Raw genomic sequence first — 22643 nt, 5'->3', positions numbered from 1 at the left:
TTTTGGCGAACCTTTTCGTTTTACAAAAACCAGGCGACCGGGCTGAACAGGCGCTCCAGGAAGCGCACCGGCCAGCCGCGTTTTTCGTGCTCGTGCAGCACGATGCGCCGGGTGCCGGCGAAATCGGCCTCCAGCATGTCGGCGACCTGTGCGCCGAAATCGTGGCTGTCTACCACCACGTTCAGTTCGTAGTTGCGGTGGAAGCTCCTGAGGTCCATGTTGGCGGAGCCGACCATGGTCCAGTCGCCGTCGATGATGAGAACCTTGGCGTGCAGTACGGCACGGTCCATCTCGTGGATCTCAATGCCGTTTTTCAAGAGCTGACCGTAGTAGGTCCGGCTCACTAGGCGCACCAGCGGGACGTCACTCTTGTAAGGGAGCAGCAACCTCACCCGTACCCCGCGCCCTGCCGCCCGCAGCATAGAGCGGATCACCCGCGGGCCCGGTATGAAGTAGGGGCTGGCGATGGTGACGCTTTCCGAGGCGCCGGCGATGGCGACCCGAAAGGCGCTCCTGATGAAGCTCCGCTTTTGGTGCGGTCCGCCGTTCACTACCATGACTTTCGCATCGCCGTCAAGTTCTGGCAGCGGAGCTGGATCGGTTCCCACCGGAGGCACGCCGAACTCCTCGGCCCAGGTCTCGCGGAACAGGCGCAGCAACTCAAGCCCTGCCTCGCCTTCGATACGCAGTCCCACGTCGCGCCACTTGGTCTTCTTCTTGCCGAAGCCGGAGTAGACGTCGGCGATGTTCATGCCGCCGGTGAATATACGCCAGCCGTCGATGATGACGATCTTGCGGTGATCACGCTTGTCGAACCAGGCGATCCCTTTGCGGAAGGGGGGCGGGTTGAAGGGGGCGCAGTTGACGCCTCCCTTGGCGAGCCTCTTGAAGTACGCGGCAGGGGTGTCGAAACAGCCGATGTAATCGTAGAGCACGTAAACCCGTACCCCGCGTGAGGCGGCGGCGATGAGGGCGTCGGCTACCATGCGACCGGTCTCGTCGTCGGCGATGGTGTAGAACTCCAGGCAGATGCTTTCCTGAGCCTCGGGCAGGGCCTCCAGAAGTGCAGCGAAGAATTCGGAGCCGTAGCGGTACAGCGTGGCGCGGTTGCCCATGAACGTGGCGGCCTCAGTGTTCCTCCTGAAAAAATCGAAGAACTTTGCCGTCTGAAACAGCAACTGCTTTCTTTTTCGCCGCACGCTGGTCATAAGCCGAACCCAAAAGCGAAAAGCGCGGAAATAACGTCAATCGGTTACTTCCGCGCTTCGGGTGTTACGAATGAGGGGGTACCCGTTACACAGAAACCACTTCCTTGATGCCGGGGATCTTGTCCTTGATGGTCCTTTCGATCCCCATCTTGAGGGTCATGGTGGACATCGGGCAGTGGCCGCATGCCCCTACCAGACGCACCTTGACGACACCGTCGTCGGTCACTTCTACGAGTTCAACATCGCCGCCGTCCGCCTGAAGCGCCGGCCTGATGTTTTCCAGTATCGCTTTTACTTCTTCAGTCATGTACTCCTCCAGTGATCTTTGGTTTGGAACAGGTATGAGTCTATAGGATTTTTACAATAATTGCAAAGCCCGCCGACACTCCGTCCGCCGGTTAATCCTTGCCGTGTACGCCAGGGGTGGTGAGCGGGTAGGGCGCCAGCACCTCTTCCAACTCCTCCTCGGTGAGGATGGCCCGCTCCAGGATCACCTCACGGATGCTCTTGCCGCTCTTGGCCGACTCCTTGGCGACCTCGGCTGCGGCGGCGTAGCCAATGCTGGGCGCCAGCACCGTGGCGAGTCCCACAGACTGGTCGAGGAAGTTGCGGCAGCGCTCCTCGTTGGCGGTGATTCCGGTAATGCAGAGGGATGTCAGCTGGTGCAGGCAGTTCTTCAGGATCTCCATGGCGAAGAGCAGGTTGAAGGCAATGACCGGCATCATCACGTTCAGTTCCAACTGCCCGGCCTGGGCCGCCAGTGCAACGGTCAGGTCGCACCCCATGACCTGGAAGCAGACCATGTTGGTTACCTCCGGGAGCACCGGGTTCACCTTGCCCGGCATGATGGACGAGCCCGGCTGCATGGCGGGGAGGTTGATCTCGCCCAAACCGGTGCGGGGGCCGGAGGAGAGCAGGCGCAGGTCATTGGCTAGCTTGATCAGGTTGACCGCTGCCCCTTTTACGCTGGAGGAAAGGGCAACGAAGGGATCCATGTTCTGCATCCGCTCGACGAGGCTTTCGCCCCGGGTCAGTTCCTGCCCGGTTTCGCGAGCGAGCGCCTCGACGACCAGGTCGATGAAGGCCTGCTCCGCGTTCAACCCGGTCCCTACCGCGGTGCCCCCGATACCAAGTTCGCGCAGCCCGGTGAAGGTGCGCTCGATGCCGGAGCGGTTGTTGGCGATAGCGATGGACCAGGCCGAAAACTCCTGCCCCAGGCGGATCGGCACCGCGTCCTGCAGGTGGGTGCGCCCCGATTTAAGGATGTGGTCGAACTCGATTCCCTTGCGCGCCAGCGCATCGGAGAGGTCGCGCAACTCGTTATCGAGCTCTTGCGCAAGTTCCAGTGCCGCCAGACGCATTGCCGTCGGGAATACGTCGTTGGTGGACTGCGCCATGTTGACGTGGTCATTGGCGTTGACCCGGGCGTACTCGCCGACGGTGCCGCCCAGGATCTCGTTGGCGCGGTTGGCCAGCACCTCGTTCACGTTCATGTTGTGCGAGGTGCCCGCACCGGCCTGGAACGGGTCGACTACGAACTGGTCGGCGAACTGCCCGGCGAGCACTTCGTCGGCGGCCTTGACGATGGCCTCGCCCAATTCCTTGGGCAGACGGTGCGTGGTCATGTTGGCGATGGCCGCGCATTTTTTGATGCGGATTGTGGAGCGCACCAGCGCCTGGTGCGGCTTAAGCCCTGAGATGGGGAAGTTGTTGACTGCGCGCTGCGTCTGGGCGCCGTAGTAGGCGCCTTCGGGGACCTCGACCGTCCCCATGGTGTCTTTTTCCAACCGGTGTGCCATGACTAGCTCCTCGAAAACGATTTGGGCATGCTGTCGCTCAAGACTCCTGCACTGGCTTAGTGCCGTCACTCGTTTCTCTCGCTTTCTCTCTAAGAAAAAGCGTGGAGAATCAGGCGGAGTCTCAGTCTCAGCATGGCGCTATCAGTGTACCAGATCTGCCAGTGTCAGCAGCTCTTCAGTCGTTTTCATCTCGAAGATACGGCATCCCATCGATTCGGGAACTGCCAGGTCGACACGGTAGCGGTCGCCGACAAAGAGCGTCTCCTGCGGGCGGCAGCCGATCTTTGCCAGTATGTCCTCGATGATGCGGCGATCCGGCTTCGGGATCCAGTAATCCTCGATGGTGAACACTCGGTCCAGCAGGTCGATCACCCCGATCTGCTTCATGATCCTGCTGGAGAGGTCGCGGTTGTTGTTGGTGTAGAGATGCAGCTGGCAGCGGGTTGAGAGGAGCTGCAGGAGCTCCCGGACGCGGTGGTCGGGCTTGAGCAGTCGTTCGGGGTGGCAGTCGGCGGCGAATCTTCTGTGCATCTCCTGCAGGGTTCCCCCCAACTCCACGACGGTGCGACTGAGCGTGCCGCCGGCGCCGTCGCCGGCGCGGGTGGCCTCCAGGAGGGATTCCGCCTCGAGTGGAGAGAGTCCCTTGAGGTCGGCCACGTAGTGTATGGCGCTTTGGTTGACCTCCTCACCGAGGCGGTCTTCCTGGTACAGGGTCCCATCCAGGTCGAAGACGATGGCCTTGACGATCAAAGCCCCATTCCCCATTTTCTCATGCAGAGAAGCTGCGGGTTCTGCACCCCCTTGGCCTGGATCAACACCTTGAAGGTGTCACCCATGCCACCCTCGGGCATCATCAGCTTCTTGATGGCAAGCCGGTGTTTCAGGCTTTCGTGCTCGTCCTTGGCCTGGGCCACGAGCTGCATCAGTTCTTCCATCAGTCCCACGCCCAAAAGGAAGCGGTACTGCTCGCCGTACCAGACCGCGACCAGGTTCTCCTCCTTGCCTGCCTCGATGAGCGAACTGAAGTTGATATGGGTGGTAATGTCCTGTTCGCCCACCAGCTGGTACGGATCCTCGTTGGTGCTGTGCTTGTGGTAGCAGAGCAGGGTGCCGTTGCGTCGTTGCGGGGTGTAGAGTTCTTCGGCGAGGTAGCCGTAATCGATGGTGAGCACGAAGCCGCGCTCGAGGGTCGTGGCGGCGCGTGTGATCCAGGCGGGTGCGGCAAGGTTGATTTCCGCCCGCTGGCCCGGCATGAGGTGTACCTCGAACTTGGCCAGGTACGCCGCAAGTTCAGGGGTCGAGGGAGCGAGGAGTTTTTCGCGGAAGCCGTTGGCGTCGGCGGAGACGAAGACCTCCTTGAGACCATCCTCCGCCATCTCGACCAGGTGTACCGGCATGGCGTCGAAGAGCTCGTTGGAGATGATGCAGCCGGTGAACCTGAGCGCGCCCTCGGAGAGTTCCTGCGGCGAGCTCCAGGCCAGGCGGTCGACGTGCTGTGCGAGCCGTGCTGCCTGAGCCTCCTGCAGGGACGGTTCCTTTTCGATCAAGCGGTAGGTGAGGGCGGCGTAGAGGTCGGGATTCTCCTCGGCGATGGCGTCGAGGATGTCCTGTGCCAGTTGCCCTCCCCCCGCGCCGGCTTCGGCGACCGTGAAGGACTCTGGGCGATCCAGCAGCTGCCAGAACCGGCCAATCTCGCGGGAAATCAGGCGGCCGAAGGCGCTGTGCACGTTCATGCTGGTGTAGAAATCCCCCTCGGCGCCTACCTTGCGCCCCGGGGAGGTGTAGTAGCCCAGGTCGGGTTCGTAGAGAGCGCTCTCCATGAAGGAGGCGAAGGTGATGTCACCGCGGGAGCGGATGCGTTTGAGGATGATTTCTGCCAGTTGCGTCGTTGCCACTTCGTCAGCCATTAAAAGCCCTCCTGAATCTGAAGGTCTTTATATATACGGAACGAAAATGGTTGTCAACGCAGGGGGAGAACCGGGGGCAGGATGAATTATATATAGTGCTCACTGAGGCGGGACAAAAAGGAATGTTGCCTGGGCACTCGGTGACGGCAAAGTTGCGCCGTCGCACGATGTGACCCCGATACCTCAAGCGTTCCCGCTCCCGGAGGGGGAGGGACAGGGAGGGGGGCAGTACACCCGCGCCGTCGCCTGCACCATCCCCGCCAGTTCCTCGCGCAGGTGAGCCGGTTGGAGAAGTTCGGCGTGCGCGCCGTAGGAGAGGAGCCAGGCAAGGATTTCCATCTTGCCGCCGGCGTGAAAGGTCAAAAGAATCGTTCCATCGGGTTGCTCCTCGATCCTTTGCGACGAGTGCCAGACGCGGTCCCTGATGGCGTGCGCGATGGACGCGGAGAACCTGATCACCACGTCCATGGGGGGCTCGGCGACGATGCCGAACGCCTCGCCTAGCGCAGAGCCGGGATGGAACCCCTCCGGTATTTCGAAGCGTTCCTTGAGCGGCTCGACGCCGCAGATGCGCTCGACGGCGAAAGTGCGCAGTGCCTCACGCTCCTGCGCGTAGCCCAGAAGGTAGATGCCGCCTTTCTGGAACAGCAGCGTGTAGGGATCGACCCGGTAGCCGACCGGCTCGGGACGGTTGGGGGGACGGTAGGAGATGACTACGGTCTGCTGGTAGAGCAGGGCGTTGCGGATCAGTTGCAGGTATTCGGCGTAGCGGGAGTAGTCGCGCTTTCCCTGCAAAAGCGGCAGGGACACCTCGGCGATGCGCTCCATGTGGGCGGCAAGGCGAGGCGGCAGCACGGAGTTCACCTTGCGGAAGACGCTCTGCATGTCCTCCAGAAACGGGGTCCCCTTGAGGAGGTCGAGCTGGGAGCGCAAAAGGGAAAGGGTCATCAGCTCCTGCAGTGTGAAGCTGATGGGAGGGACGTCCTTGAAACGGGTCAGGAAGCGGTACACCTTCTCGCCGTCCTGCCAGTCGGAGATGAGCGGGTAGCCCGCCTCCTGGATGGCGACCAGGTCGCGGTGGATGGTGCGCTTGTTTACGCCAGTCTCATCGGCGAGCTCGGCCACGGAGATGCCGTGACGCGCCTCGATGAGGCGGATCACGTCGTGGACCCGGCCCGCCTGGGAGTATTTGCGCGGGGGACGTCCCTTTACGGTCACGGCTGCTCGGGCTGTTGCTCGCCGGTCTTCGCCTTTGGTTTCCGGCGACGACGCTTGCGCTTGGCCGGTGCATCGCCTGTTGCGGCGGCATCACCTGTCGGAGCTGCATCCTTTACGGCCGGCTGAGCTTCCTTCTGCTCCGCTTTGTCCTTGCCGGAACCGGATCTGCCACTCCTGCCACGGGATTCACCGCGCCCGGGTTTCTCGCCGCGCCCGCCGGATTTGCCGCCCTTGCCGCCGGGCTTCTCCTCGGTGCGGCGCGGAGGCCTGGCGGTTCTCTTGTAGTCGTGGACGAACATATCGTCCTCCGCCCACTCGGTGGGAATCTTCTGCTTGATGAACTCCTGGATCGCCTCGATGAAGAAGGCACCGTCCTCGTCGGCCAGCGAGATCGCCATACCCTCGGCACCGGCGCGGGCGGTGCGGCCGATACGGTGCACGTAATCCTCGCAGTCCTGTGGCAGGTCGTAGTTGATGACGTGGGAGACACCTTCGATGTGGATGCCGCGCGAGGCGACGTCGGTGGCGATCATGATCGGGAGGAGGCCGGCCTTGAAGTCGGAGAGGATCTTCATCCTTTTTCTCTGCTCGACGTCGCCGGAGATCACCTTGGCCGGGAACTCGTTGGCGTTCAGGCGGTCCTGCAGGTACTCGGCCTCGCGCTTGGTGTTCACGAAGATCATGGTGCGCTCCATGCCCATCTTGCGGAGCAGGCCGAGGAGCAGCGGGAATTTCTCTTTGCGTGCGACGTGGTAGAGCACCTGCTCCACGCGCTCGGCGGTCATCTGCTCCGGCGTCACCGAGACCTTTTCCGGCATGTTCATGAACTCGTAGGCAAGCTCCATGACCCGAGTGTTCAAGGTGGCGGAGAAGAGAAGGTTCTGGCGTTTGTCGTAGGGGGGGAGCCTTCTCAGGATGAAGCGCAGGTCGGCGATGAAGCCCATGTCGAACATGCGGTCGGCCTCGTCGATGACCAGGGCCTCGATGTCTTTCAGCGAGTAGACCTTCTGCTTGAGATAGTCGATGAGACGGCCCGGCGTACCGATGACGATGTCGGCGCCCGCCTTCAAAGCATCGCGCTGTTTCATGTAGTCCACGCCCCCGTAGATGGCCTGGACGGTGAAGCCGGTGTGCTTGCCCAGTGCCTGGGCGTCCTTCTCGATCTGGACCACCAGTTCGCGGGTGGGGGCGAGGATGAGGGCGCGGGGGTGATTGACGGCGCCGGTTTTCTGCTGGCTGAGCAGCTTGGTGAAGACGGTGATGAGGAAGGTGGCGGTTTTGCCGGTGCCCGTTTGGGCTTGTCCTGCCACGTCCTTGCCGGTGAGGGCCAGGGGTAGCGCCTTTTCCTGTATCGGTGTGCAGTCGGTGAAGCCGGTTTCGTCGATGCCCTTCTGGACCAGTTCCGGCAGCTGCAGCTCGGTAAATTTCATGTTGTTGTTTTCCTTTTTTGCCTTATTTCAACCGGATACAATTAGCATGTTGTGAGAAAAATGGCAATGACAGAAAGGGGAACGCCGGTTTGTCGTCAAATCAAAGGCTATGTCACGCAAAGCCGCCAAGACGCGAAGGGGAAAAGAGTGCTTGGATCGCTTTGCGCCTTTGCGGCTTTGCGTGACACGTTTTTTTGTGGTATGTTCCCCCGCGACAAAATCCCCAAGAGGTACCGATGACGCAATCCTTTATTCACATCGAATCACCCAACTACCTGAGACTCCAAGACCTTCCCACCCAGCCAGACTGGCCAAGCATCTTCGGCAACGACAACCGGCTCGCCCTGGAGATCGGCTGCGGCGTGGGCGACTTCATGCTCAAGACCGCCCTGGACCAACCTGACACCAACTTCGTCGCCATCGACTTTTACAACAAGGGGTGCGACAAGACCTGCCGCCGCATCGACCGGCATGGCGTCCCCAACGTGCGCGTGGTGCGCGACGAGGCCCGCGCCTTCGTCACCGAGCGTATTCCCAAGGGGAGCTTGTCCGCCATCTACATCAACTGCCCCGATCCCTGGCCCAAGAAGCGGCATCGCAAGCGGCGTCTGGTGAACAAGGAGTTCATCGAGTTTCTCCTGGATTACATGGTCCCCGGTGCCGACTTCTTCTTCGCCACCGACTTCGACGACTACGGCATCGACGTCGCCAACGCGCTTCCTGGTATCGCGGCTCTCGAGAACCAGTTTGGCCCGGATCTCTACCGCCACGAGTTCCCCGGTTACCACCTCTCGAAATACATGCGCAAGTTCATGGCCGAAGGGAAACAGATCTACTTCATGCACTACAAGGTGAAGTAGCCTTGTGAGTAAATAATGGAAGAGGGGGACCCCGTTTGGGGTCCCCCTCTTTTTTTGTGCTGCCAGCCTTTTTACTCTCCGAACATCCTGGTCAGGTGCCCCTTGAGCGTCGCTTCGAAATCGGCCTCGCGATCGCCACGGTAGACGAGCGATGAACCAATCTCAGCAGCCAGGATGGCGAAGAGGTACTTCTGCGGCAGGTTCTTGATGCGTTTGGCATACTTCGGCTCGTCCCTGAGCATCTTGGGCAGGTGCGATAGGATCGCTTTCTTGTAGATCGGCTGCAGGCAGAGGTGAGGCCTGTTCTGGAAGAAGCGGTAGATGGTCGCGTACTGCTCGTTGATCTCGCCGCTCAGTGCGTCGGAGATCTCGGTGCAGAGCAGCCCCGGCTGCTCGCGGCGCCGCTTCAGGATCAGCCGTGCCTCGTCCGCCGCGCGCTGCTCCAGTATCTCCAGGACGTCCTGCACGTAACGCTCCTTATGTGCCATGAACTCCGTCTCGGTGAGCAGCAGGTTGGCGATGATCTCGTAGGAGGAAGAGATCACCCCGCACTTGTTGGCCGAAGCGTCGCGCATGATGATGACCCCCTTCTTCTGCAACTGCACCCGCGCTTCCGGAGTGATGAAGGAGTTGGCGCCCTCGACGATTGCACCCGCAGAAGGAGCGCCGTTGGGCAACATGTAATTCTGCCAGTTGTCCTTGTCGATGGTCTCCGGTCGTCCGCCGGCCGGGATGAAAAGGTCGGTTTTCACCGTGAAGGGGAGGCCGGCGTAGACCCTGGAGAACTCGTCGGTGGAGATCCATTCCTCCCTAAGTCCCTCGGCGGTCTTGCTCACCTTGCGGTACAGCTCGCGCAGGCCGTCGCGTCGGCTGCCGCTACGGTAGAGCAGGAAGCCCCCGGGGTGCAGCGCCTGCGGGTCGAAGGCATCCAGATCCTGCTGTAACACGATCCGTCCCAGTTCCTTGCGGTCCGCCCCCTCCGGATCGCACAAGGCGGCAGTACCGTCCAGAACGAGCTTGATCGCCACCTGCGGCGCGCGCTCGAGGAGGATGCGCATGGCGTTGCCCGCGACATCGCCGTTGGGGCCGCCGGTGAACTTTACGCTGAAAGGATCGCGATAGATATCGATGCCCAACTCCGCCATGGTGATCTCGGCGAACTTCACAACGCCGGTCGAGGTGACGCCGTACTCCTTGTGGTTGATCCCCACTTCTTTGCTGGACATGATGCCGATGCCGAGGATGTAGCCACGCCGTTTGGAAATGCGCGCAATGTTCTCGATCATGGAGTCATGCATGTTCTCGTCCGGCCCGAGTTCGATCGGCTCATCCTCCCGGTAGTAGTCCACCACTGCGGGTGACTTGGCCACCCCCTGATCGGTTACGAATATGTCCAGGAACGCGTTGGTGACTCCGTGCTGCAGCTTGTACAGGCGCCAGTTCTCCATCTGGCGCTCGCTGCCGCGCTGCAGATCGGAGGAATCCAGGATCAGCACAAGCTTTGAGCCCCCCTCATAGATGTCCTTGTTCTTCAGGTGCTGGGTGTGCGCCAGCACGAAGTTCTCCCTGAAGATGGTGTTCGAGTTGGTGATGAAGTCGTCCATGTTGCGGGCAATGACGGTGCGCCAGCCGCCGCGCGCGATGTCGGAGAAGCCGATGTGATAGCCGAAACCGAAGCGGCTGAAGAAGAAGGTGACCCGGAAGGGGAGCGCCTGTGGCAGGTCTGCGGTGAAAGCCGGACCCAGCTCGGACAGGTAATTCGGATTGAGCCGGAAGGCGAAGGCCTGCTTCTCCAGCACGAAGAAGTTGGTCTTTAACGTGTGGGTGATGAAGATGAGGCAGCAGCGGTAGATGGCGCGGCGGACTTCGTCGAGGTAGCGGTGACCTGTGTTGTAGTCGTTCACCGCCCGCACCGTTTCCTCCAGAATCGAGGCGTAGAGCGGATGGCTCTCGGTGATTGCGGGATCGAAGCGGGCCTTGAACAGCTTTACGAGCTGCAGCGACATCTCAGGGTGCGCGTGGAAGGCGTTCTGCACGTCGTCGAGCCCGAAGCGGTCTGGCTGGTTGTGGGCCAGGTTGGTGTGGCAGAATGCGATGAATGCGTTCACCAACGAGGCCTCTTCTCCGGTCATGACGTTGTTGGTGACGAACTCGCGATAGGTGTAGCTCTTCGTCGAAACGATTTGGGTGTTGTAGAGCTCCTGCTGCAGCCTGCGGTAGAGCTCCGATCCTAACTCCAACACCTCGCCCGAGCGCCGGTTCACCAGGAAGGTCCCCAGGAAATAGGGGTGGATGCCGTTGGAGATGGTGAGGCAGTAGGCACGGTTGACACCGAGGTCGAGCCGGTTGAACACCTCCATGAGCTGAAGCAGGAACTCCTTCTGGGGCGGGTTGGCGACCGCGAAATGCACTCTCGATATCTTCACGTCCGGGGTCGGCTCGACGTGGAGGTACAGGCCGCCGCTCCTGCTCGACTTTTGCATCAGGTGCAGCACCTGGGCCACGCGCAGCGGCGAAGCCACCTTGACGTAGCTTTCATTGTTGAGCCAGAGGATCTTGAGCAGGCGCTCGAACTCCTTCATATCAAATTCGGGATAGGTCGCGCGCAGTTCGGCTGCGATCTTGCGCGTCAGCCCTTGAGGGAGTTGCACGTCCTTCCAGGCCTTGATGTCGTCGTTGCTCTTGCGGTCGAATTCGAAGCGTTGTATCTCCAGCGCCTGGCTCATCCCGGGCATAGGGCCGTCGGAATGGGTGATCATGGCATAGGAGATCTCCCGGTCCTGGAAGTGGCGCAACGAATCGTACAGGGAGCCCGGCTCGTTGACCCTCGCCAGGATCAGGCTCTTGTCGCGGTCCGCCAGGATCAGGCGCCGGTTGCTCTTGAGGGAACGAAGCTCGCGCTCCAGAAGCACCAGTGCCTCCGGTTCGTCCTGCATCGATGTGAAGAAATAGGGATTTATCTGCTCTTTCAGCCATTTGTGGTTTTCTAAAAGCTCACTGGCGACGCTTTTCCTGACATTGGCCTTGCTCGTCATGCTTCATTCCCCTTTAGCTTCGATATAACTGCTTCTGCACCAGTATATCAGCGACAAAGCGATTTGCTTTAATAGATCTTGCTTCTGATTGAAAAAAGTTTGCTTTGAGTAAACAGACTGCCCCATCACTGCTGCAACCAACAGCTTCTTTCATCGGTAACCTCCGTAGCGACGGTGGGAAAGTAGGTATGAAAATGGCGCAGGAGGTCAGGAGAAAGGCAAGGCTGAACCTTTCTTTGTCTCTGACAAAACCTGTTGAAAGTGGACCTGCTACTGGGTATGATGCCGGGATCGAGAGAACGTTCGGTGTGGAGGAGCGGTGCAGAGATATTTGACAGCCGAGGTACCCGGTACCGGCGGTACTATAAAAAATACCCCCGAAGACTTTATCGTTGAGGAGGTTCCCGCGTACCTCCCTTCGGGACAGGGGGAGCACTGCTACGTCGCCATCGAAAAGCGCGGCATCACGACGCCCGAAGCTGTGCGTCGCCTCGCCAAGGCGCTTGGTGTGCAGGAGCGGGACATAGGTTATGCCGGCATGAAAGACGCGGTGGGCATCACCCGCCAGACCGTCTCTATCCCCCGGGTCGCACCCGACAAGGTGCGCGCACTGGAGATCCCGGGCATCAAGGTGCTGTCCGCCGTTTTGCATGGCAATAAGCTGAGGCTTGGGCACCTAAAGGGGAACCGCTTCGGGATCAGGGTTCGTGACGTGGCGCTCGGTGCTCTGACCCAGGCCGAAGCGGTACTTGCCGTCCTGATGTCCCGGGGCGTACCTAACCGGTTCGGCGTGCAGCGCTACGGCGTGCAGGGGAACACCCACGCCATCGGCGCGGCCATGCTGCGCCGCGATTACAAGGCGGCCATTGATACCTTGATCGGTGACCCCGCCCACGTGACGGATGAGCGCTGGCGGCAAGCCATCGAGGCCTACCGCCAGGGGGACCTGGCGGAAAGCCTCGCCCTGTTCCCCGGACACTTCCGCACCGAGCGCGAACTGCTGGGACGGTTGCAGCAGCGTCCCGATGCCTATGAGAAAGCCTTCCACGCGGTGCAACCGCGCATGAAGAGATTGTACCTCTCCGCATTCCAGTCCTCCCTGTTTGACTTGGCGCTGGAGCAGAGGCTGGAGCGTCTGGACCTGGTGGAAGCGGGCGACATCGCGTTCAAGCATGACAACGGTGCCTGTTTCCTGGTGCAGGATGCGGCCGCCGAGGCACCGCGCGTCCAGGCCTTCGAGATTTCGCCGACCGGCCCCATGTTCGGTTGCACCATGATGGAAGCCAAGGGGGCACAAGGTGAGTTGGAAGCCGGGATCCTGGCTGGCGAAGGGCTGGTGCCGGAGAGTTTCAACCTGTCGGGTGGACTCAGGATGGAAGGTGAGCGGCGTCCGCTGCGCGTGCCGCTTTTGGCCGCCACAGTGCGCCAGGATGGTAGTGACCTGCTTTTCGATTTCGCCCTGCCGCGAGGCGCTTACGCCACCTGCGTGTTGAACGAGGTAATGAAAGATCAATAAATGCAGTTCCCCTATGGGGCGGAAGGAGTAAATCGTGGAAAAACTGCAATTACAGGCGCCGGCCAAGGTCAACTACCGGCTGGACGTGCTGGGGAAGAGGCCGGACGGCTATCACGATCTGCGCATGGTCATGCAGCGGGTCGGCCTGTACGACGAGATCACTATCGCCCTGAGTGCGACTCCCGGTATTCGGGTCACTTGCGGCAAGAAGGGGGTGCCCGATGGACCCGGCAACATCGCCTGGCGTGCCGCCGATGTACTATTGAAACTCTCTGGGAAAGAGACCGGCATCGACATCGCCATCGACAAGCGCATTCCGGTGGCTGCCGGTCTGGGCGGAGGGAGCAGCGACGCCGCCACCGTGCTCATGGGAGTAAATGAACTGCTGGGACTAGGGCTTTCCGATCAGCATCTCATGGAGATAGGAGTCAAGCTCGGCGCCGACGTTCCCTTCTTTATCTTCAAGAAAACTGCGCTCGCGGAAGGAATAGGGGACAAGCTCACCGCCCTGGAATCGATGCCGAGTCTGTGGGTGGTGCTCGTTAACCCGGGCATCCATGTCTCAACCGCCTGGGTCTACCAAAATTTAATATTGACAGGGAAGCGACCTGCCACTATAATTCGCGGTTCATACAGCAACGCGACAGAAGTTGCCGAGCTTTTGTCCAACGACCTCGAACCTGTAACCTGCGGGAAACATCCGCTCCTAAACGAGGTGAAGGACATGCTGCTTGCTGCCGGGGCCGCCGGTTCACTGATGTCCGGCAGCGGCGCCACCGTCTTCGGGATTTTCGAAGACGAGGCAGTCGCCAGAAAAGCGGCGGCCGACATAGCCGCGGCGCACGGTTGGTTCGCTGAAGCAGTGCAGACGCTGTAAGAGAAAAACAGAATTATTGGGGCGTCGCCAAGCGGTAAGGCAACGGGTTTTGATCCCGTCATTCCCAGGTTCGATCCCTGGCGCCCCAGCCAATCATAGGAAAGGGCCAGCTATTACAGCTGGCCCTTTTGCTTTTAAATTTGTTGTCCACCGGCCATCAAAAAGGGGACTGGCCTTACGGTCAATCCCCCTCATCACGCTTCCATCTCGTATGGTGTTTTAGATCCTGTCTTTCAGCAGGTCTTTGCCTTTTTGCACCAAGTTCGAGTTGGAGTCGATTACATCATTGAAGAATCTTTCCACTTCCTGATCGCCTTCGGCGTCTTTGATGTACTGGCTACAGGTTTCGGCTGCCTGCGAGGCGTTGTAAATAACGCTAACCAAGTCGAATTCTTTATTTTTAAGCAGATCTTTTGTCATGGCAAACCTCTATGCCTTTTCAAGGATTTCTCCGTCTTCGGAGTTTACACCAACCCCGACAGCCCGCCGGTTGAATGGTTGATGTGCCTGGGCTCATGGCCCAAAACTTATCTTACTCTTTCTCGTCCTACCTTTCCAGTGTTGATGACATTCTGCGAGACGGAGCGCTTCCGTCACCTGCGGAAAGCTTCCTCTGTCAAACGGAACGCTTCCGTCGCTCGCGGAAAGCTTTCTCTGCTCAACGGAACGCTTCCGTCGCTCGCGGAAAGCTTTCTCTGCTCAACGGATCGCTTCCGTCGCTCGCGGAAAGCTTTCTCTGCTCAACGGAACGCTTCCGTCGCTCGTGGAAAGCTTTCTCTGTTCAACGGAACGCTTTCGTCGCTCGCGGAAAGCTTTCTCCGCTCGACGGAACACTTCCGTCGCCCGTCGAAAGCCTTCTCTGCGCAACGGAACGCTTCACTTGCTCGCAGAAATGTTTTTCTGCGGAACCTGCTTCAATCGCGCGGCGGAAGCACTGGCGGGCCTGTAAACAATTTTGTGTAAATGGCGGTGGCGAATGAAAGGTAGGGGAGATGTATCAAAATGGAGGGAAGCGAGGGGACGTTGAGACAAGTATATGCCGCCCCACCACAGTAGAGGGGCGGCACTTACAGTATATAAATTACAGCAGGTCGAGCAGTTGCTTTACTTCCGGTGTGCGCTTGCCGGCTTCTCCGGCGGCGATCGTCCTCGGGTCGAGGTTGCCGTAGTAGGCACCGTTGGCATCATCGTCGATCATGAGCGCGGCGCCGTTGAGGGCAATCCCGGCGAAGAGACCACGACTGCGCGAATAGGAGAGTATCTCGCTCTTCAGAGTGACGTCGGTCGCACCCTCGGCGCTTCGTCCAACCGGGCCAGCGGCAACAGAGGCGTCAGCACCCAGAGTGAACTTGCCCCTGAGAACACCATCCACACTCTTCCTGGTTTTGAACACCAGGACAAGGTCGGTCGACTCGGCGCCTATCTGCCAACCCAGGCTGCCGCCGGCGATCTTGACGAATACCGGATCGGTCCAGTTCCCCTTTTCGTCGCGCACGGTCAAGATACCGGTGCCGTACCTGCCGCCGACCACGAAACCGACCTTCAGCACTTCGGGGATGATCATGATGCCTTGCGCGTTCTTCAACAACATCGGGGGGATACCTTCCTCGGGGATGGCCTTGATCGCCTTGACCACCTCGATGCAGTCCTCAATCTTCCTCGATTCCTTCCCGGCATAGGCGGGGGTGACTGTAATTGTCATCATGACTGCGGCTACTGCTGTTGCGAGAAGTTTCATCATTTTCATAACGGTGTGTTCCTCCTTTTCAGGTGATGCAGGTAATGTCCACCATGGCAAATCCCCTCTGTCTCCCCTTTGCACACGGGATGAGGCGGGGGCAGATCTTCGTGGTCAAATTGTGCGAGAACTCGTGCAGTGCTTCCTTGACTTGTATTTTATTCCCCAGCCTTCCCAGAAGAAACAAAAAAGCCGGGGCCGAGTATCTGGTGATAGTTCGGCAACCCGGCTGTCTCGGTGAGACCCTTAGGCTTTCCGCCCCATCCTCGCGGATGGTTGAGTATTGTCGCTATATTGTTCTCAGCCGTGTCGAGACTTGGTGTTCAGGTACCTGCCGAACTCTGCATCGGTTTCCCGTATGTGGTGGGTGACCCAGTTACAGAGAAACCATAGGAGTTCGACCGACCACTTGGTGTCGAATGGCCGTTTTTTCTTCAATTGCGAGATCTTGGCGCGGAATTGTCGATGCTCATCCTTGTGCGTTCCGAGCTTTGGGTAAGAGGAGTTCTCCATCCAACGCTCTTCACAGCCAAAGTGCTGCATGGAATAGTCGATGAGGATCTCCAGCACTGAGGGGTCCAACGGGTGCCCCTCCCGGAAGTGGTCATAGGTTTTGTTGAGATACTGCACGAGGCTTTGGTGGTGTTGATCGATCTCCTGTATGCCGACCACATAGCAGTCCTTCCATTCAATTATAGGCATACACTTTGTTCTCCCTCATCAGTAATGCACCCGGTCTCCCCCATGCGGGGAAGACCGGGTTATGACGACCTCCGCTATTGCGGAGCGAGTACGATTTGTCCCAGATCGCTGGGCTGACTCTGCACCACCGGCACGGTGGGTGAGGAGTAGAGAGCGAAGCCGTTGGAGTTTATGAAGGTCTTGTAGCCCCAGCCCGATTCGCTGGCCGGCACGAAGGCGGAGAAGGGGGCTTGCCATTTGCCGCTGGTATAGGCAGCGAAGATCTGGCCAGAGGCGATGGGCGTGGCGTCGTTGATGGTGCCGCGACGCTTGATGGAGACCGTGGCGCTGCTCCAGTTCTGCAAGGCGTTGCTGACGTTGCCCACGATGGAGCCGAATTGGCTCAGCATGTTGGCCATCTGGATCATCCTGATGCCGGTGGGCTTCAAGTTGTATTCGTTGCTGTTGCCGCGCTTAACCACTGCAGTGTTCGGGTCGAAGTCGATCATGACGGCATTGATAACTCCAGGTTTGACCTCGAGCGGGCCGAGGATCTTGAGCCCGGAGGTTTGACCGCTCGGAGTGGTCAGTGGGATCTTCGTGTTCGGGTCGCTCTTCAGGGTGAGGTAGTTGACCGGAGCCTGGTTTTCGTTCGGATTCGGGTAAAGGACCAGGCGAATCTGGTTGTAGGTTCCTGCCGGCAGCACGATCTCGCCCAACGCCTGCTGGATGAATTGCAGGGTCATGATATCAATGACCTTTTCCTGCGGGTTGAAGGTGGCCAGGACCGGGAGGGCCGGGTCGTTGTCTGCCGCATTTTCGTGACCGGCGGGCACGACCCTGATCTCCTTGATGGAGATGACCAGGTTCTGGTAGGCATCACTTGGCTTATCGGTGATGGCGAGTTTCAGGGTTCCGGTGCTGGCGCCGCCGCCACCGCCGCCGCATCCTCCCAGGTAAACCATTGTAGCGATGATGGCGCCGATGGCGATGATGACGGATCTAAAGGCAATAGTCGTGTTTCGCATAGTGCTAACCTCCTTCTACCTGTGAAGAGATTTAGTCCTTGTGATGCTTCTTGTGCCCTTTCTTCTTGCCGTGGTCGTGGTGCTCCTTCTCGTGGTGATCCTTTTCCTTCAGGTAAACCCTTTGGCGGTTTTCTACGTAGTAGGGGCGGCCGGAATCGTAATAGATGTGCACTCCGGGGGGGGCGGGGATATAGCCGTTCAGGTTGATGTTAACGCCGACAGAACCGGCCTGCGCGGTTGCGACGCCGAGCATGCAGAAAACGGCTCCTGCCGCAAGCGTGTTGAGTAACGATTTTATGCTCATGTCAGTTCCTCCTGGTGTATCAGCCTTTTCCTGATCCAGTCATAGCTGGAGTCTGGACGGAAAGGGGGGCTGGATTTTGGGCAATAAAAAAGCCGGGACCGAATATCTCTTTGATATTTCGGCGACCCGGCTGTCTCGGTGAGACCCTGTAGGCTTTCCGTCCCATCCTCGCGGATGGTTTAGTATTATCGTCTATCGTATGTGGAGTCGGAAAAGTTGTGGGAACGATAGCTCAAGGCATGAACCCTGTCAAGGAAGGTTTTTAAGGCGAAATCAATTTTGCTGCGGCTGCACATTACTGCTGACGACAAAAACACTAAAGTTTCCCGTGTAGTTGCCGAAATCTTACATCATGGAGGCGGTCGTAGCCTCGTCTTGTTTTGATGAATTTGAGCTGTATCGGGAGAGGGCATGGTTAGAAGCATCCTTGAAATTGGTAATGCCAAGTATAAGATCGACAAAATGGCTCTGGGTCGCTTTAAAGACGAGGTGCGTCAGAACTGGAACAAGGAAGGTTCGGAAGTGACGGTGCCGGAAGTTTCCCTGGATGAATCGCTGGATGAGGTATTCCTGGAAGTGATGCAGTTGTACAACGAGTACGCCAAAACCGAGTGCATTGACGTTCTGCTGCGCCTGAAGGATAAGCTGGAACAGGTCTCGCTGAGGTACAAGAGTGTGGCTTTGGCTGAAGAGGTACTAAACATCAACAGCTGCCTTCCCTATGAAAGCCGCATACCCAAGGACTCCGAGATTCACCCCACCAAGCACTGAACGGGGTTCGGTACTGTGGCGATCAAAAGATCGCCACGGCCGGTTCAGGGATGCAGGTTGTCCCTTCTCCCTCGCTTACTGCACTCTTCTTTTCCAGGCTCTGCCACTCCTCTGCGAGCCTGTCCGGTTCGGAAGTTTCCCGCTTTAGCAGTTCGAGCAGTCTCAGTTCGGTGTCTCCAGCGAAGCCGATGAACTTCACCCCAACCATCGAGAAGAAGCAGTGCACCACGCAGACCGTGATGGTCAGGGGCTCTTTCCCCGGTTCCACGGGGACGGTGAGTTTACATGACTCGTGGAGAGGTACCATGAGGCACTCGTCGGCGCTGATCAGGGCGCCGCGCAGGCTGACGTTTTCCAGGCGGCAACGATATTTGATGCCATGATGAACTAATTCTCCGGGGGCACTGTATGTGACCCGGTGAAAGCGTCGCTGTTCCATCTCCGTATCCTCCTCGCACACATGTGTGTTGATCGGCAGGCTTCTTATCGTCCAGATTAGATATTAACTATAGCGGATTTTGTCAACAATCCGTTGTAGCGCAGGTTTTTTGCCGCGGCAGGCGAAGTGTGCCGCGCAAGGCTTGCGAAGGGCGTGGCGGTGAGCGCGGAGAGGCGCTCTCGTGATAGCTTTTCGATTGACTTCAAGGGGCAACTATTGTATTAAGTAGCGTTTCCTGGGTTCTGGATGCAGGCTGCCCCGCCGATGCGACCGGTGCACGCGCAGCCATTTATAAAAGAAAAAAACAAAGAGGGCCGGTGCATTGATGGAAAACAAGATCAGGGTGTTCAGCGGTAACTCCAATCCGGTTCTGGCAGAAAAGATCTGTGACTGCCTCAGGGTCCCCCTGGGTAAGGCGAAGGTGAGGACCTTCTCCGATGGCGAGATCATGGTCGAAATCGGCGAGAACGTGCGCGGTCGTGACATCTACGTGGTGCAGTCCACCTGCTGCCCGACCAACAACAATCTGATGGAACTGCTCATCATGATCGATGCCCTCAAAAGGGCGTCCGCAGCGACCATCACCACCGTGATTCCCTACTACGGCTACGCGCGCCAGGACCGCAAGGCTGCCCCGAGGACTCCGATCACCTCCAAGCTGGTCGCTGACCTGATCACCGCAGCCGGCGCCGACCGTGTAGTGACTATCGATCTGCACGCAGGCCAGATCCAGGGCTTCTTCAACATCCCGGTGGACAACCTCTACGCAGCGCCGGTGCTCCTGACCCATCTGAAGAGCCGCTTCGCTGATGACCTCGACAACCTGGTCATGGTATCGCCGGATGCAGGCGGCACCGAGCGTGCCCGTGCCTTTGCCAAGAGGCTCGGCTGCACCCTGGCCGTGATCGACAAGCGCCGCACCGGGCCGAACGTGGCGGAGGTCATGCATCTGATCGGCGACGTGAAGGGCAAGAACGCCATCATCCTGGACGACATGATCGACACCGCCGGCACCCTGACCCATGCTGCCCAGGCTCTGAAAGATCACGGCGCCGCCAACGTCTACGCCTGCGCCACCCACGGGGTCCTTTCCGGGCCGGCGATCGAGAGGATCAACAATTCCGTCATCGAGAAGGTGGTCATCACCGACACCGTCCCGCTGGGCGAGAAGGCAGAACAGACCGACAAGCTCAGGGTGCTTTCCGTAGCAGACCTCCTGGCCGAGGCGATCCGCCGCATCCACGAGGACGAATCCGTCAGCTCCCTTTTTGTGTAGTACCAAAATAAAACTGTCATTGGAAGATCAAATACCAAGATTGACATCGGAGGATGTATGAGTAAGCAGGTGCTGAATGTTGAACTGAGGGAAAAAACCGGCAAGGGTATCTGCCGTCGTCTGCGCGCCGCTGGCCGCGTTCCGGCCGTCGTGTACGGCAAAGGGATCGAGCCGATCTGCATCTCGCTGGCCCTGAAGGACCTTACCGAAGCCATCGCCGGTGAAGGCGGCCGCAACCACATCCTGACCCTGCAGGGCGTGCCGGCACTGGAAGGCGCCAACGTCATCGTTGCCGACCTGCTGCGTGACTCCCTGAAGAACCACGCACGTCACGTCGACCTGCACAAGATCAACCTCGCCGACAAGGTGAAGGTACAGGTCAAGCTGAACCTGGTCGGCACCCCGGCCGGCGTTAAAGCTGGCGGCTTCCTTGATTTCGCTATGCACACCGTTGAAGTCGAGTGCCTCCCGGTTCACATCCCGGCGCACATCAACGTTGACGTCGTTGACCTCGCCATCGGCCACTCCATCCACGTGGGCGACATCAGCGCCCCGATCGGCACCGCCATCCTGAGCGATCCGAAGGCTCCGGTGGTCAGCATCCTCGGCCGCAAGGCTGCTACCGAGGAAGAGGCCGCCGCCTAGTCCAGGACCGTTATGGCAGCAAAATTGATCGTAGGGCTCGGCAACCCCGGGCCCAAGTACACATGGACCCGCCACAACGCGGGTTTCATGGTTTTAGACCGCTTGGCAAGCCAGTCCAACATCGCCGTCACCAGGAAGGCCTTTTCCGGCCTTGCCGGTGACGGCAACTGGGCGGGCGAGCGGGTCTACCTCCTCAAGCCGCAGACCTTCATGAACCTGTCCGGCCGCTCGGTGGCCGAGGCTCTCCGCTTCTACAAGCTGTCCCTGTCTGATCTCATCGTGATCCACGACGACCTCGATATCCCGTTCGGCAAGGTGCGACTCAAGGAGGGGGGCGGTCATGGAGGCCACAATGGTCTTCGGTCGCTGGGGCAGGAGTTGGGTTCCAACGCCTTCGCCCGGGTGCGCGTCGGCATTGGCCGGCCGTTGCACGGCGACGTGGTGAACTTCGTCCTGACCAACTTCGCCAAAGAGGAGATGAACGAGCTGCTGGAAGTACTGGATACCTCCTTGGACGCCATGGAGATGGCCATCAAGGAAGGGATGCCCAAGGCCATGAGCATCTTCAACGCGAAGTAACGACCAAAAGGAAATAGCATGGGTTTCAACTGCGGCATAGTCGGTCTCCCCAACGTGGGAAAGTCCACCATCTTCAACGCGCTCACCTCGGCCGGTGCCGAGTCCGCCAACTACCCCTTCTGCACCATCGATCCCAACGTCGGTATCGTGTCGGTGCCTGATCCCCGCATGGACAAGCTTGCCGAGATCGTGCACCCGGAGCGGATCCTCCCCACCACCGTTGAGTTCCTCGATATCGCCGGCCTCGTTAAGGGGGCCAGCCAGGGGGAGGGACTGGGCAACAAGTTCCTTGGGCACATCCGCTCCGTGGACGCGATCCTGCACGTGGTGCGCTGTTTCGAGAACGAGAACGTTGTGCACGTAAGCGGCTCCGTGTCGCCGGTACGCGACATCGAGGTGATCCAGACCGAACTGGCGCTGGCTGATCTTGACACCGTCGAGAAGCGCATCCTGCGCACCGAGAAGCAGGCGAGAAGCGGCGACAAGAAGGCCAAGGAAGACGTAGAGTTCTGCCTGAAGGTAAAAGCGGCCCTGGAAAAGGGGCTCTCGCCGCGCCACCTGCCCGAAAATGAGGATGAAACACTGATCCTGCGCGACATGCACCTGATGACCGCTAAGCCTGTGCTCTACGTCGCCAACGTGGCCGAGGACGACCTCGAGGGAAAACACCCCTACATCGAGGAGGTGCGCCAGTTCGCCGCCAAGGAAGGCAACGGCGTGGTTACCATCTGCGGTTCCATCGAAGCGGAGATTTCCGAACTCGAGGGTGAGGAGAAGCAGGCTTTCCTTGAGGAGATGGGGCTTGCCGAGTCCGGCCTTGACCGCCTGATACGCTCCGGCTACGAACTGCTTGGGCTCATCACCTACTTCACCGCCGGCGTCAAGGAAGTTCGCGCCTGGACCATCACTAAAGGGACCAAGGCACCCGGCGCCGCAGGCGTAATCCACTCGGACTTCGAGAAAGGCTTCATCCGCGCCGAAGTGATCTCCTACAACGACTACATCGCCTCCGGAGGCGAAAGTGGAGCCAAGGAGAAGGGCCTGATGCGGCTGGAAGGCAAGGAGTACGTGGTGCAGGATGGCGACGTCATGCATTTCAGGTTCAACGTGTAGATTGCGGAGGGGTAGGGCGAATGATTATTCCTCCCTACAGCGGCCGTGGCATCACATATAAGCTGGATCAGAGGATTCTTTCACAGTAGGGACGAATAAATATTCGCCGGCCTCTGGATCTTTTGCTTGTCAAATTTTCATAAGTGTAGTAGTAAGTACCGTTCACCAGAACGGCCTAAGGGCCGTATCTCCTTGCTCCGGGTTGGACCGGGGCTAAAT

General features: G+C 59.2%; 23 protein-coding genes, 1 tRNA gene and 2 riboswitches. Of the genes, 9 read left to right on the top strand and 15 right to left on the bottom strand.

The features are described from left to right. Positions 1 to 20 precede the first annotated feature (20 nt). From K7R21_RS08435 to K7R21_RS08405, 7 genes are all read right to left on the bottom strand, one after another. Positions 21 to 1208, bottom strand: a complete 1188-nt coding sequence (locus tag K7R21_RS08435; RefSeq protein WP_224982822.1) for a phospholipase D-like domain-containing protein — start codon at positions 1206 to 1208, stop codon at positions 21 to 23. An 85-nt stretch (positions 1209 to 1293) separates the two neighbouring features. Beyond that, a complete protein-coding gene (locus K7R21_RS08430) occupies positions 1294 to 1515 on the bottom strand; it encodes a NifU family protein (protein ID WP_224982821.1) in 222 nt (73 codons plus the stop codon). Between the two features lie 91 nt (positions 1516 to 1606). After that, a complete protein-coding gene (locus K7R21_RS08425; RefSeq protein ID WP_224982820.1) occupies positions 1607 to 3007 on the bottom strand; it encodes an aspartate ammonia-lyase in 1401 nt (466 codons plus the stop codon). Positions 3008 to 3148: 141 nt separating this feature from the next. After that, on the bottom strand, positions 3149 to 3757 hold the full coding sequence (locus tag K7R21_RS08420; protein WP_224982819.1) for an HAD family hydrolase: 609 nt from the start codon (positions 3755 to 3757) through the stop codon (positions 3149 to 3151). After that, positions 3754 to 4914 carry a class I SAM-dependent methyltransferase gene (locus K7R21_RS08415; protein ID WP_224982818.1) on the bottom strand — a complete coding sequence of 387 codons (1161 nt, stop codon included), beginning with the start codon at positions 4912 to 4914 and terminating at the stop codon, positions 3754 to 3756. The genes K7R21_RS08420 and K7R21_RS08415 overlap by 4 nt, the downstream gene beginning before the upstream one ends. A 183-nt stretch (positions 4915 to 5097) precedes the next feature. Beyond that, on the bottom strand, positions 5098 to 6132 hold the full coding sequence (locus K7R21_RS08410) for a helix-turn-helix transcriptional regulator (protein ID WP_224982817.1): 1035 nt from the start codon (positions 6130 to 6132) through the stop codon (positions 5098 to 5100). Continuing rightward, positions 6129 to 7562 carry a DEAD/DEAH box helicase gene (locus K7R21_RS08405; RefSeq protein ID WP_224982816.1) on the bottom strand — a complete coding sequence of 478 codons (1434 nt, stop codon included), beginning with the start codon at positions 7560 to 7562 and terminating at the stop codon, positions 6129 to 6131. Before K7R21_RS08405 ends, K7R21_RS08410 begins: the two co-directional genes overlap by 4 nt. Positions 7563 to 7798: 236 nt before the next feature. On the opposite strand from K7R21_RS08405, the gene trmB reads away from it, so the two are divergent. After that, the gene (gene trmB, locus K7R21_RS08400; RefSeq protein WP_224982815.1) at positions 7799 to 8422 is read left to right on the top strand and encodes a tRNA (guanosine(46)-N7)-methyltransferase TrmB; all 624 of its coding nucleotides are present in this window, start codon (positions 7799 to 7801) and stop codon (positions 8420 to 8422) included. 71 nt (positions 8423 to 8493) lie between these two features. Here trmB and K7R21_RS08395 read toward each other — a convergent pair whose 3' ends face one another. Further along, positions 8494 to 11457 carry an NAD-glutamate dehydrogenase domain-containing protein gene (locus K7R21_RS08395; RefSeq protein WP_224982814.1) on the bottom strand — a complete coding sequence of 988 codons (2964 nt, stop codon included), beginning with the start codon at positions 11455 to 11457 and terminating at the stop codon, positions 8494 to 8496. A 13-nt stretch (positions 11458 to 11470) separates the two neighbouring features. Next, positions 11471 to 11611, bottom strand: coding sequence for a hypothetical protein (locus K7R21_RS08390; protein ID WP_224982813.1), 141 nt, complete (start codon positions 11609 to 11611; stop codon positions 11471 to 11473). 165 nt (positions 11612 to 11776) lie between these two features. Here K7R21_RS08390 and truD point away from each other — a divergent pair, with 165 nt between their 5' ends. The 3 genes from truD to K7R21_RS08375 all read left to right on the top strand — a co-directional run bounded on the left by truD (position 11777) and on the right by K7R21_RS08375 (position 13942). Beyond that, positions 11777 to 12973, top strand: coding sequence for a tRNA pseudouridine(13) synthase TruD (truD, locus tag K7R21_RS08385; protein WP_224982812.1), 1197 nt, complete (start codon positions 11777 to 11779; stop codon positions 12971 to 12973). 34 nt (positions 12974 to 13007) lie between these two features. Continuing rightward, complete coding sequence (gene ispE, locus K7R21_RS08380) at positions 13008 to 13850, top strand: 4-(cytidine 5'-diphospho)-2-C-methyl-D-erythritol kinase (protein ID WP_224982811.1); 843 nt, start codon at positions 13008 to 13010, stop codon at positions 13848 to 13850. A gap of 17 nt (positions 13851 to 13867) precedes the next feature. Further along, a tRNA-Gln gene (locus K7R21_RS08375) sits at positions 13868 to 13942 on the top strand. A 127-nt stretch (positions 13943 to 14069) separates the two neighbouring features. On the opposite strand, the gene K7R21_RS08370 is transcribed toward K7R21_RS08375, so the two are convergent. The 5 genes from K7R21_RS08370 to K7R21_RS08350 all read right to left on the bottom strand — a co-directional run bounded on the left by K7R21_RS08370 (position 14070) and on the right by K7R21_RS08350 (position 17601). Then, positions 14070 to 14270, bottom strand: a complete 201-nt coding sequence (locus K7R21_RS08370) for a hypothetical protein (protein WP_224982810.1) — start codon at positions 14268 to 14270, stop codon at positions 14070 to 14072. A 661-nt stretch (positions 14271 to 14931) separates the two neighbouring features. Next, entirely contained in the window at positions 14932 to 15597 is a 666-nt protein-coding gene (locus K7R21_RS08365; RefSeq protein ID WP_224982809.1) for a lipid-binding SYLF domain-containing protein, read from the bottom strand. Between the two features lie 207 nt (positions 15598 to 15804). Next, a riboswitch (cyclic di-GMP riboswitch) is annotated at positions 15805 to 15880 on the bottom strand. An 8-nt stretch (positions 15881 to 15888) separates the two neighbouring features. Next, positions 15889 to 16290, bottom strand: coding sequence for a bacteriohemerythrin (locus tag K7R21_RS08360; RefSeq protein ID WP_224982808.1), 402 nt, complete (start codon positions 16288 to 16290; stop codon positions 15889 to 15891). 74 nt (positions 16291 to 16364) lie between these two features. Then, the gene (locus K7R21_RS08355) at positions 16365 to 17297 is read right to left on the bottom strand and encodes a DUF4382 domain-containing protein (RefSeq protein WP_224982807.1); all 933 of its coding nucleotides are present in this window, start codon (positions 17295 to 17297) and stop codon (positions 16365 to 16367) included. Between the two features lie 31 nt (positions 17298 to 17328). Next, positions 17329 to 17601, bottom strand: coding sequence for a hypothetical protein (locus tag K7R21_RS08350; RefSeq protein WP_224982806.1), 273 nt, complete (start codon positions 17599 to 17601; stop codon positions 17329 to 17331). A 117-nt stretch (positions 17602 to 17718) separates the two neighbouring features. Continuing rightward, positions 17719 to 17795, bottom strand: a riboswitch (cyclic di-GMP riboswitch). A 217-nt stretch (positions 17796 to 18012) separates the two neighbouring features. On the opposite strand from K7R21_RS08350, the gene K7R21_RS08345 reads away from it, so the two are divergent. Beyond that, on the top strand, positions 18013 to 18372 hold the full coding sequence (locus tag K7R21_RS08345; protein WP_224982805.1) for a hypothetical protein: 360 nt from the start codon (positions 18013 to 18015) through the stop codon (positions 18370 to 18372). Between the two features lie 22 nt (positions 18373 to 18394). Here K7R21_RS08345 and K7R21_RS08340 read toward each other — a convergent pair whose 3' ends face one another. Next, complete coding sequence (locus tag K7R21_RS08340) at positions 18395 to 18811, bottom strand: PilZ domain-containing protein (RefSeq protein ID WP_224982804.1); 417 nt, start codon at positions 18809 to 18811, stop codon at positions 18395 to 18397. Between the two features lie 325 nt (positions 18812 to 19136). Here K7R21_RS08340 and K7R21_RS08335 point away from each other — a divergent pair, with 325 nt between their 5' ends. The 4 genes from K7R21_RS08335 to ychF are packed head-to-tail and all read left to right on the top strand — an operon-like array spanning position 19137 to position 22424. After that, on the top strand, positions 19137 to 20087 hold the full coding sequence (locus K7R21_RS08335) for a ribose-phosphate pyrophosphokinase (protein WP_224982803.1): 951 nt from the start codon (positions 19137 to 19139) through the stop codon (positions 20085 to 20087). 57 nt (positions 20088 to 20144) lie between these two features. After that, positions 20145 to 20732: a 50S ribosomal protein L25 gene (locus K7R21_RS08330; RefSeq protein ID WP_224982802.1), complete on the top strand. Its 588-nt coding sequence runs from the start codon at positions 20145 to 20147 to the stop codon at positions 20730 to 20732. Positions 20733 to 20744: 12 nt separating this feature from the next. Next, on the top strand, positions 20745 to 21311 hold the full coding sequence (pth, locus tag K7R21_RS08325) for an aminoacyl-tRNA hydrolase (protein WP_199393919.1): 567 nt from the start codon (positions 20745 to 20747) through the stop codon (positions 21309 to 21311). Positions 21312 to 21329: 18 nt separating this feature from the next. Continuing rightward, positions 21330 to 22424, top strand: a complete 1095-nt coding sequence (gene ychF, locus K7R21_RS08320; RefSeq protein ID WP_224982801.1) for a redox-regulated ATPase YchF — start codon at positions 21330 to 21332, stop codon at positions 22422 to 22424. Positions 22425 to 22643: the final 219 nt, after the last annotated feature.

Origin of the sequence: Geomonas agri (assembly GCF_020179605.1) — a bacterium.
Taxonomy (GTDB): Bacteria; Desulfobacterota; Desulfuromonadia; order Geobacterales; family Geobacteraceae; genus Geomonas; species Geomonas agri.
This window is presented reverse-complemented; position numbering and strand designations above follow the sequence as displayed.

What these genes read in the sequence shown, in the direction of transcription:
- K7R21_RS08415 (WP_224982818.1), bottom strand. Translation starts at nt 4,914, where the DNA reads ATGGCTGACGAAGTGGCAACGACGCAACTGGCAGAAATCATCCTCAAA.
- trmB (WP_224982815.1), top strand. Translation starts at nt 7,799, where the DNA reads ATGACGCAATCCTTTATTCACATCGAATCACCCAACTACCTGAGACTC.
- K7R21_RS08395 (WP_224982814.1), bottom strand. Translation starts at nt 11,457, where the DNA reads ATGACGAGCAAGGCCAATGTCAGGAAAAGCGTCGCCAGTGAGCTTTTA.
- ychF (WP_224982801.1), top strand. Translation starts at nt 21,330, where the DNA reads ATGGGTTTCAACTGCGGCATAGTCGGTCTCCCCAACGTGGGAAAGTCC.
- K7R21_RS08390 (WP_224982813.1), bottom strand. Translation starts at nt 11,611, where the DNA reads ATGAAAGAAGCTGTTGGTTGCAGCAGTGATGGGGCAGTCTGTTTACTC.
- K7R21_RS08340 (WP_224982804.1), bottom strand. Translation starts at nt 18,811, where the DNA reads ATGGAACAGCGACGCTTTCACCGGGTCACATACAGTGCCCCCGGAGAA.
- K7R21_RS08360 (WP_224982808.1), bottom strand. Translation starts at nt 16,290, where the DNA reads ATGCCTATAATTGAATGGAAGGACTGCTATGTGGTCGGCATACAGGAG.
- K7R21_RS08425 (WP_224982820.1), bottom strand. Translation starts at nt 3,007, where the DNA reads ATGGCACACCGGTTGGAAAAAGACACCATGGGGACGGTCGAGGTCCCC.
- K7R21_RS08345 (WP_224982805.1), top strand. Translation starts at nt 18,013, where the DNA reads ATGGTTAGAAGCATCCTTGAAATTGGTAATGCCAAGTATAAGATCGAC.
- K7R21_RS08365 (WP_224982809.1), bottom strand. Translation starts at nt 15,597, where the DNA reads ATGAAAATGATGAAACTTCTCGCAACAGCAGTAGCCGCAGTCATGATG.
- K7R21_RS08370 (WP_224982810.1), bottom strand. Translation starts at nt 14,270, where the DNA reads ATGACAAAAGATCTGCTTAAAAATAAAGAATTCGACTTGGTTAGCGTT.
- K7R21_RS08330 (WP_224982802.1), top strand. Translation starts at nt 20,145, where the DNA reads ATGAGTAAGCAGGTGCTGAATGTTGAACTGAGGGAAAAAACCGGCAAG.
- K7R21_RS08435 (WP_224982822.1), bottom strand. Translation starts at nt 1,208, where the DNA reads ATGACCAGCGTGCGGCGAAAAAGAAAGCAGTTGCTGTTTCAGACGGCA.
- K7R21_RS08335 (WP_224982803.1), top strand. Translation starts at nt 19,137, where the DNA reads ATGGAAAACAAGATCAGGGTGTTCAGCGGTAACTCCAATCCGGTTCTG.
- K7R21_RS08430 (WP_224982821.1), bottom strand. Translation starts at nt 1,515, where the DNA reads ATGACTGAAGAAGTAAAAGCGATACTGGAAAACATCAGGCCGGCGCTT.
- pth (WP_199393919.1), top strand. Translation starts at nt 20,745, where the DNA reads ATGGCAGCAAAATTGATCGTAGGGCTCGGCAACCCCGGGCCCAAGTAC.
- K7R21_RS08355 (WP_224982807.1), bottom strand. Translation starts at nt 17,297, where the DNA reads ATGCGAAACACGACTATTGCCTTTAGATCCGTCATCATCGCCATCGGC.
- K7R21_RS08405 (WP_224982816.1), bottom strand. Translation starts at nt 7,562, where the DNA reads ATGAAATTTACCGAGCTGCAGCTGCCGGAACTGGTCCAGAAGGGCATC.
- K7R21_RS08350 (WP_224982806.1), bottom strand. Translation starts at nt 17,601, where the DNA reads ATGAGCATAAAATCGTTACTCAACACGCTTGCGGCAGGAGCCGTTTTC.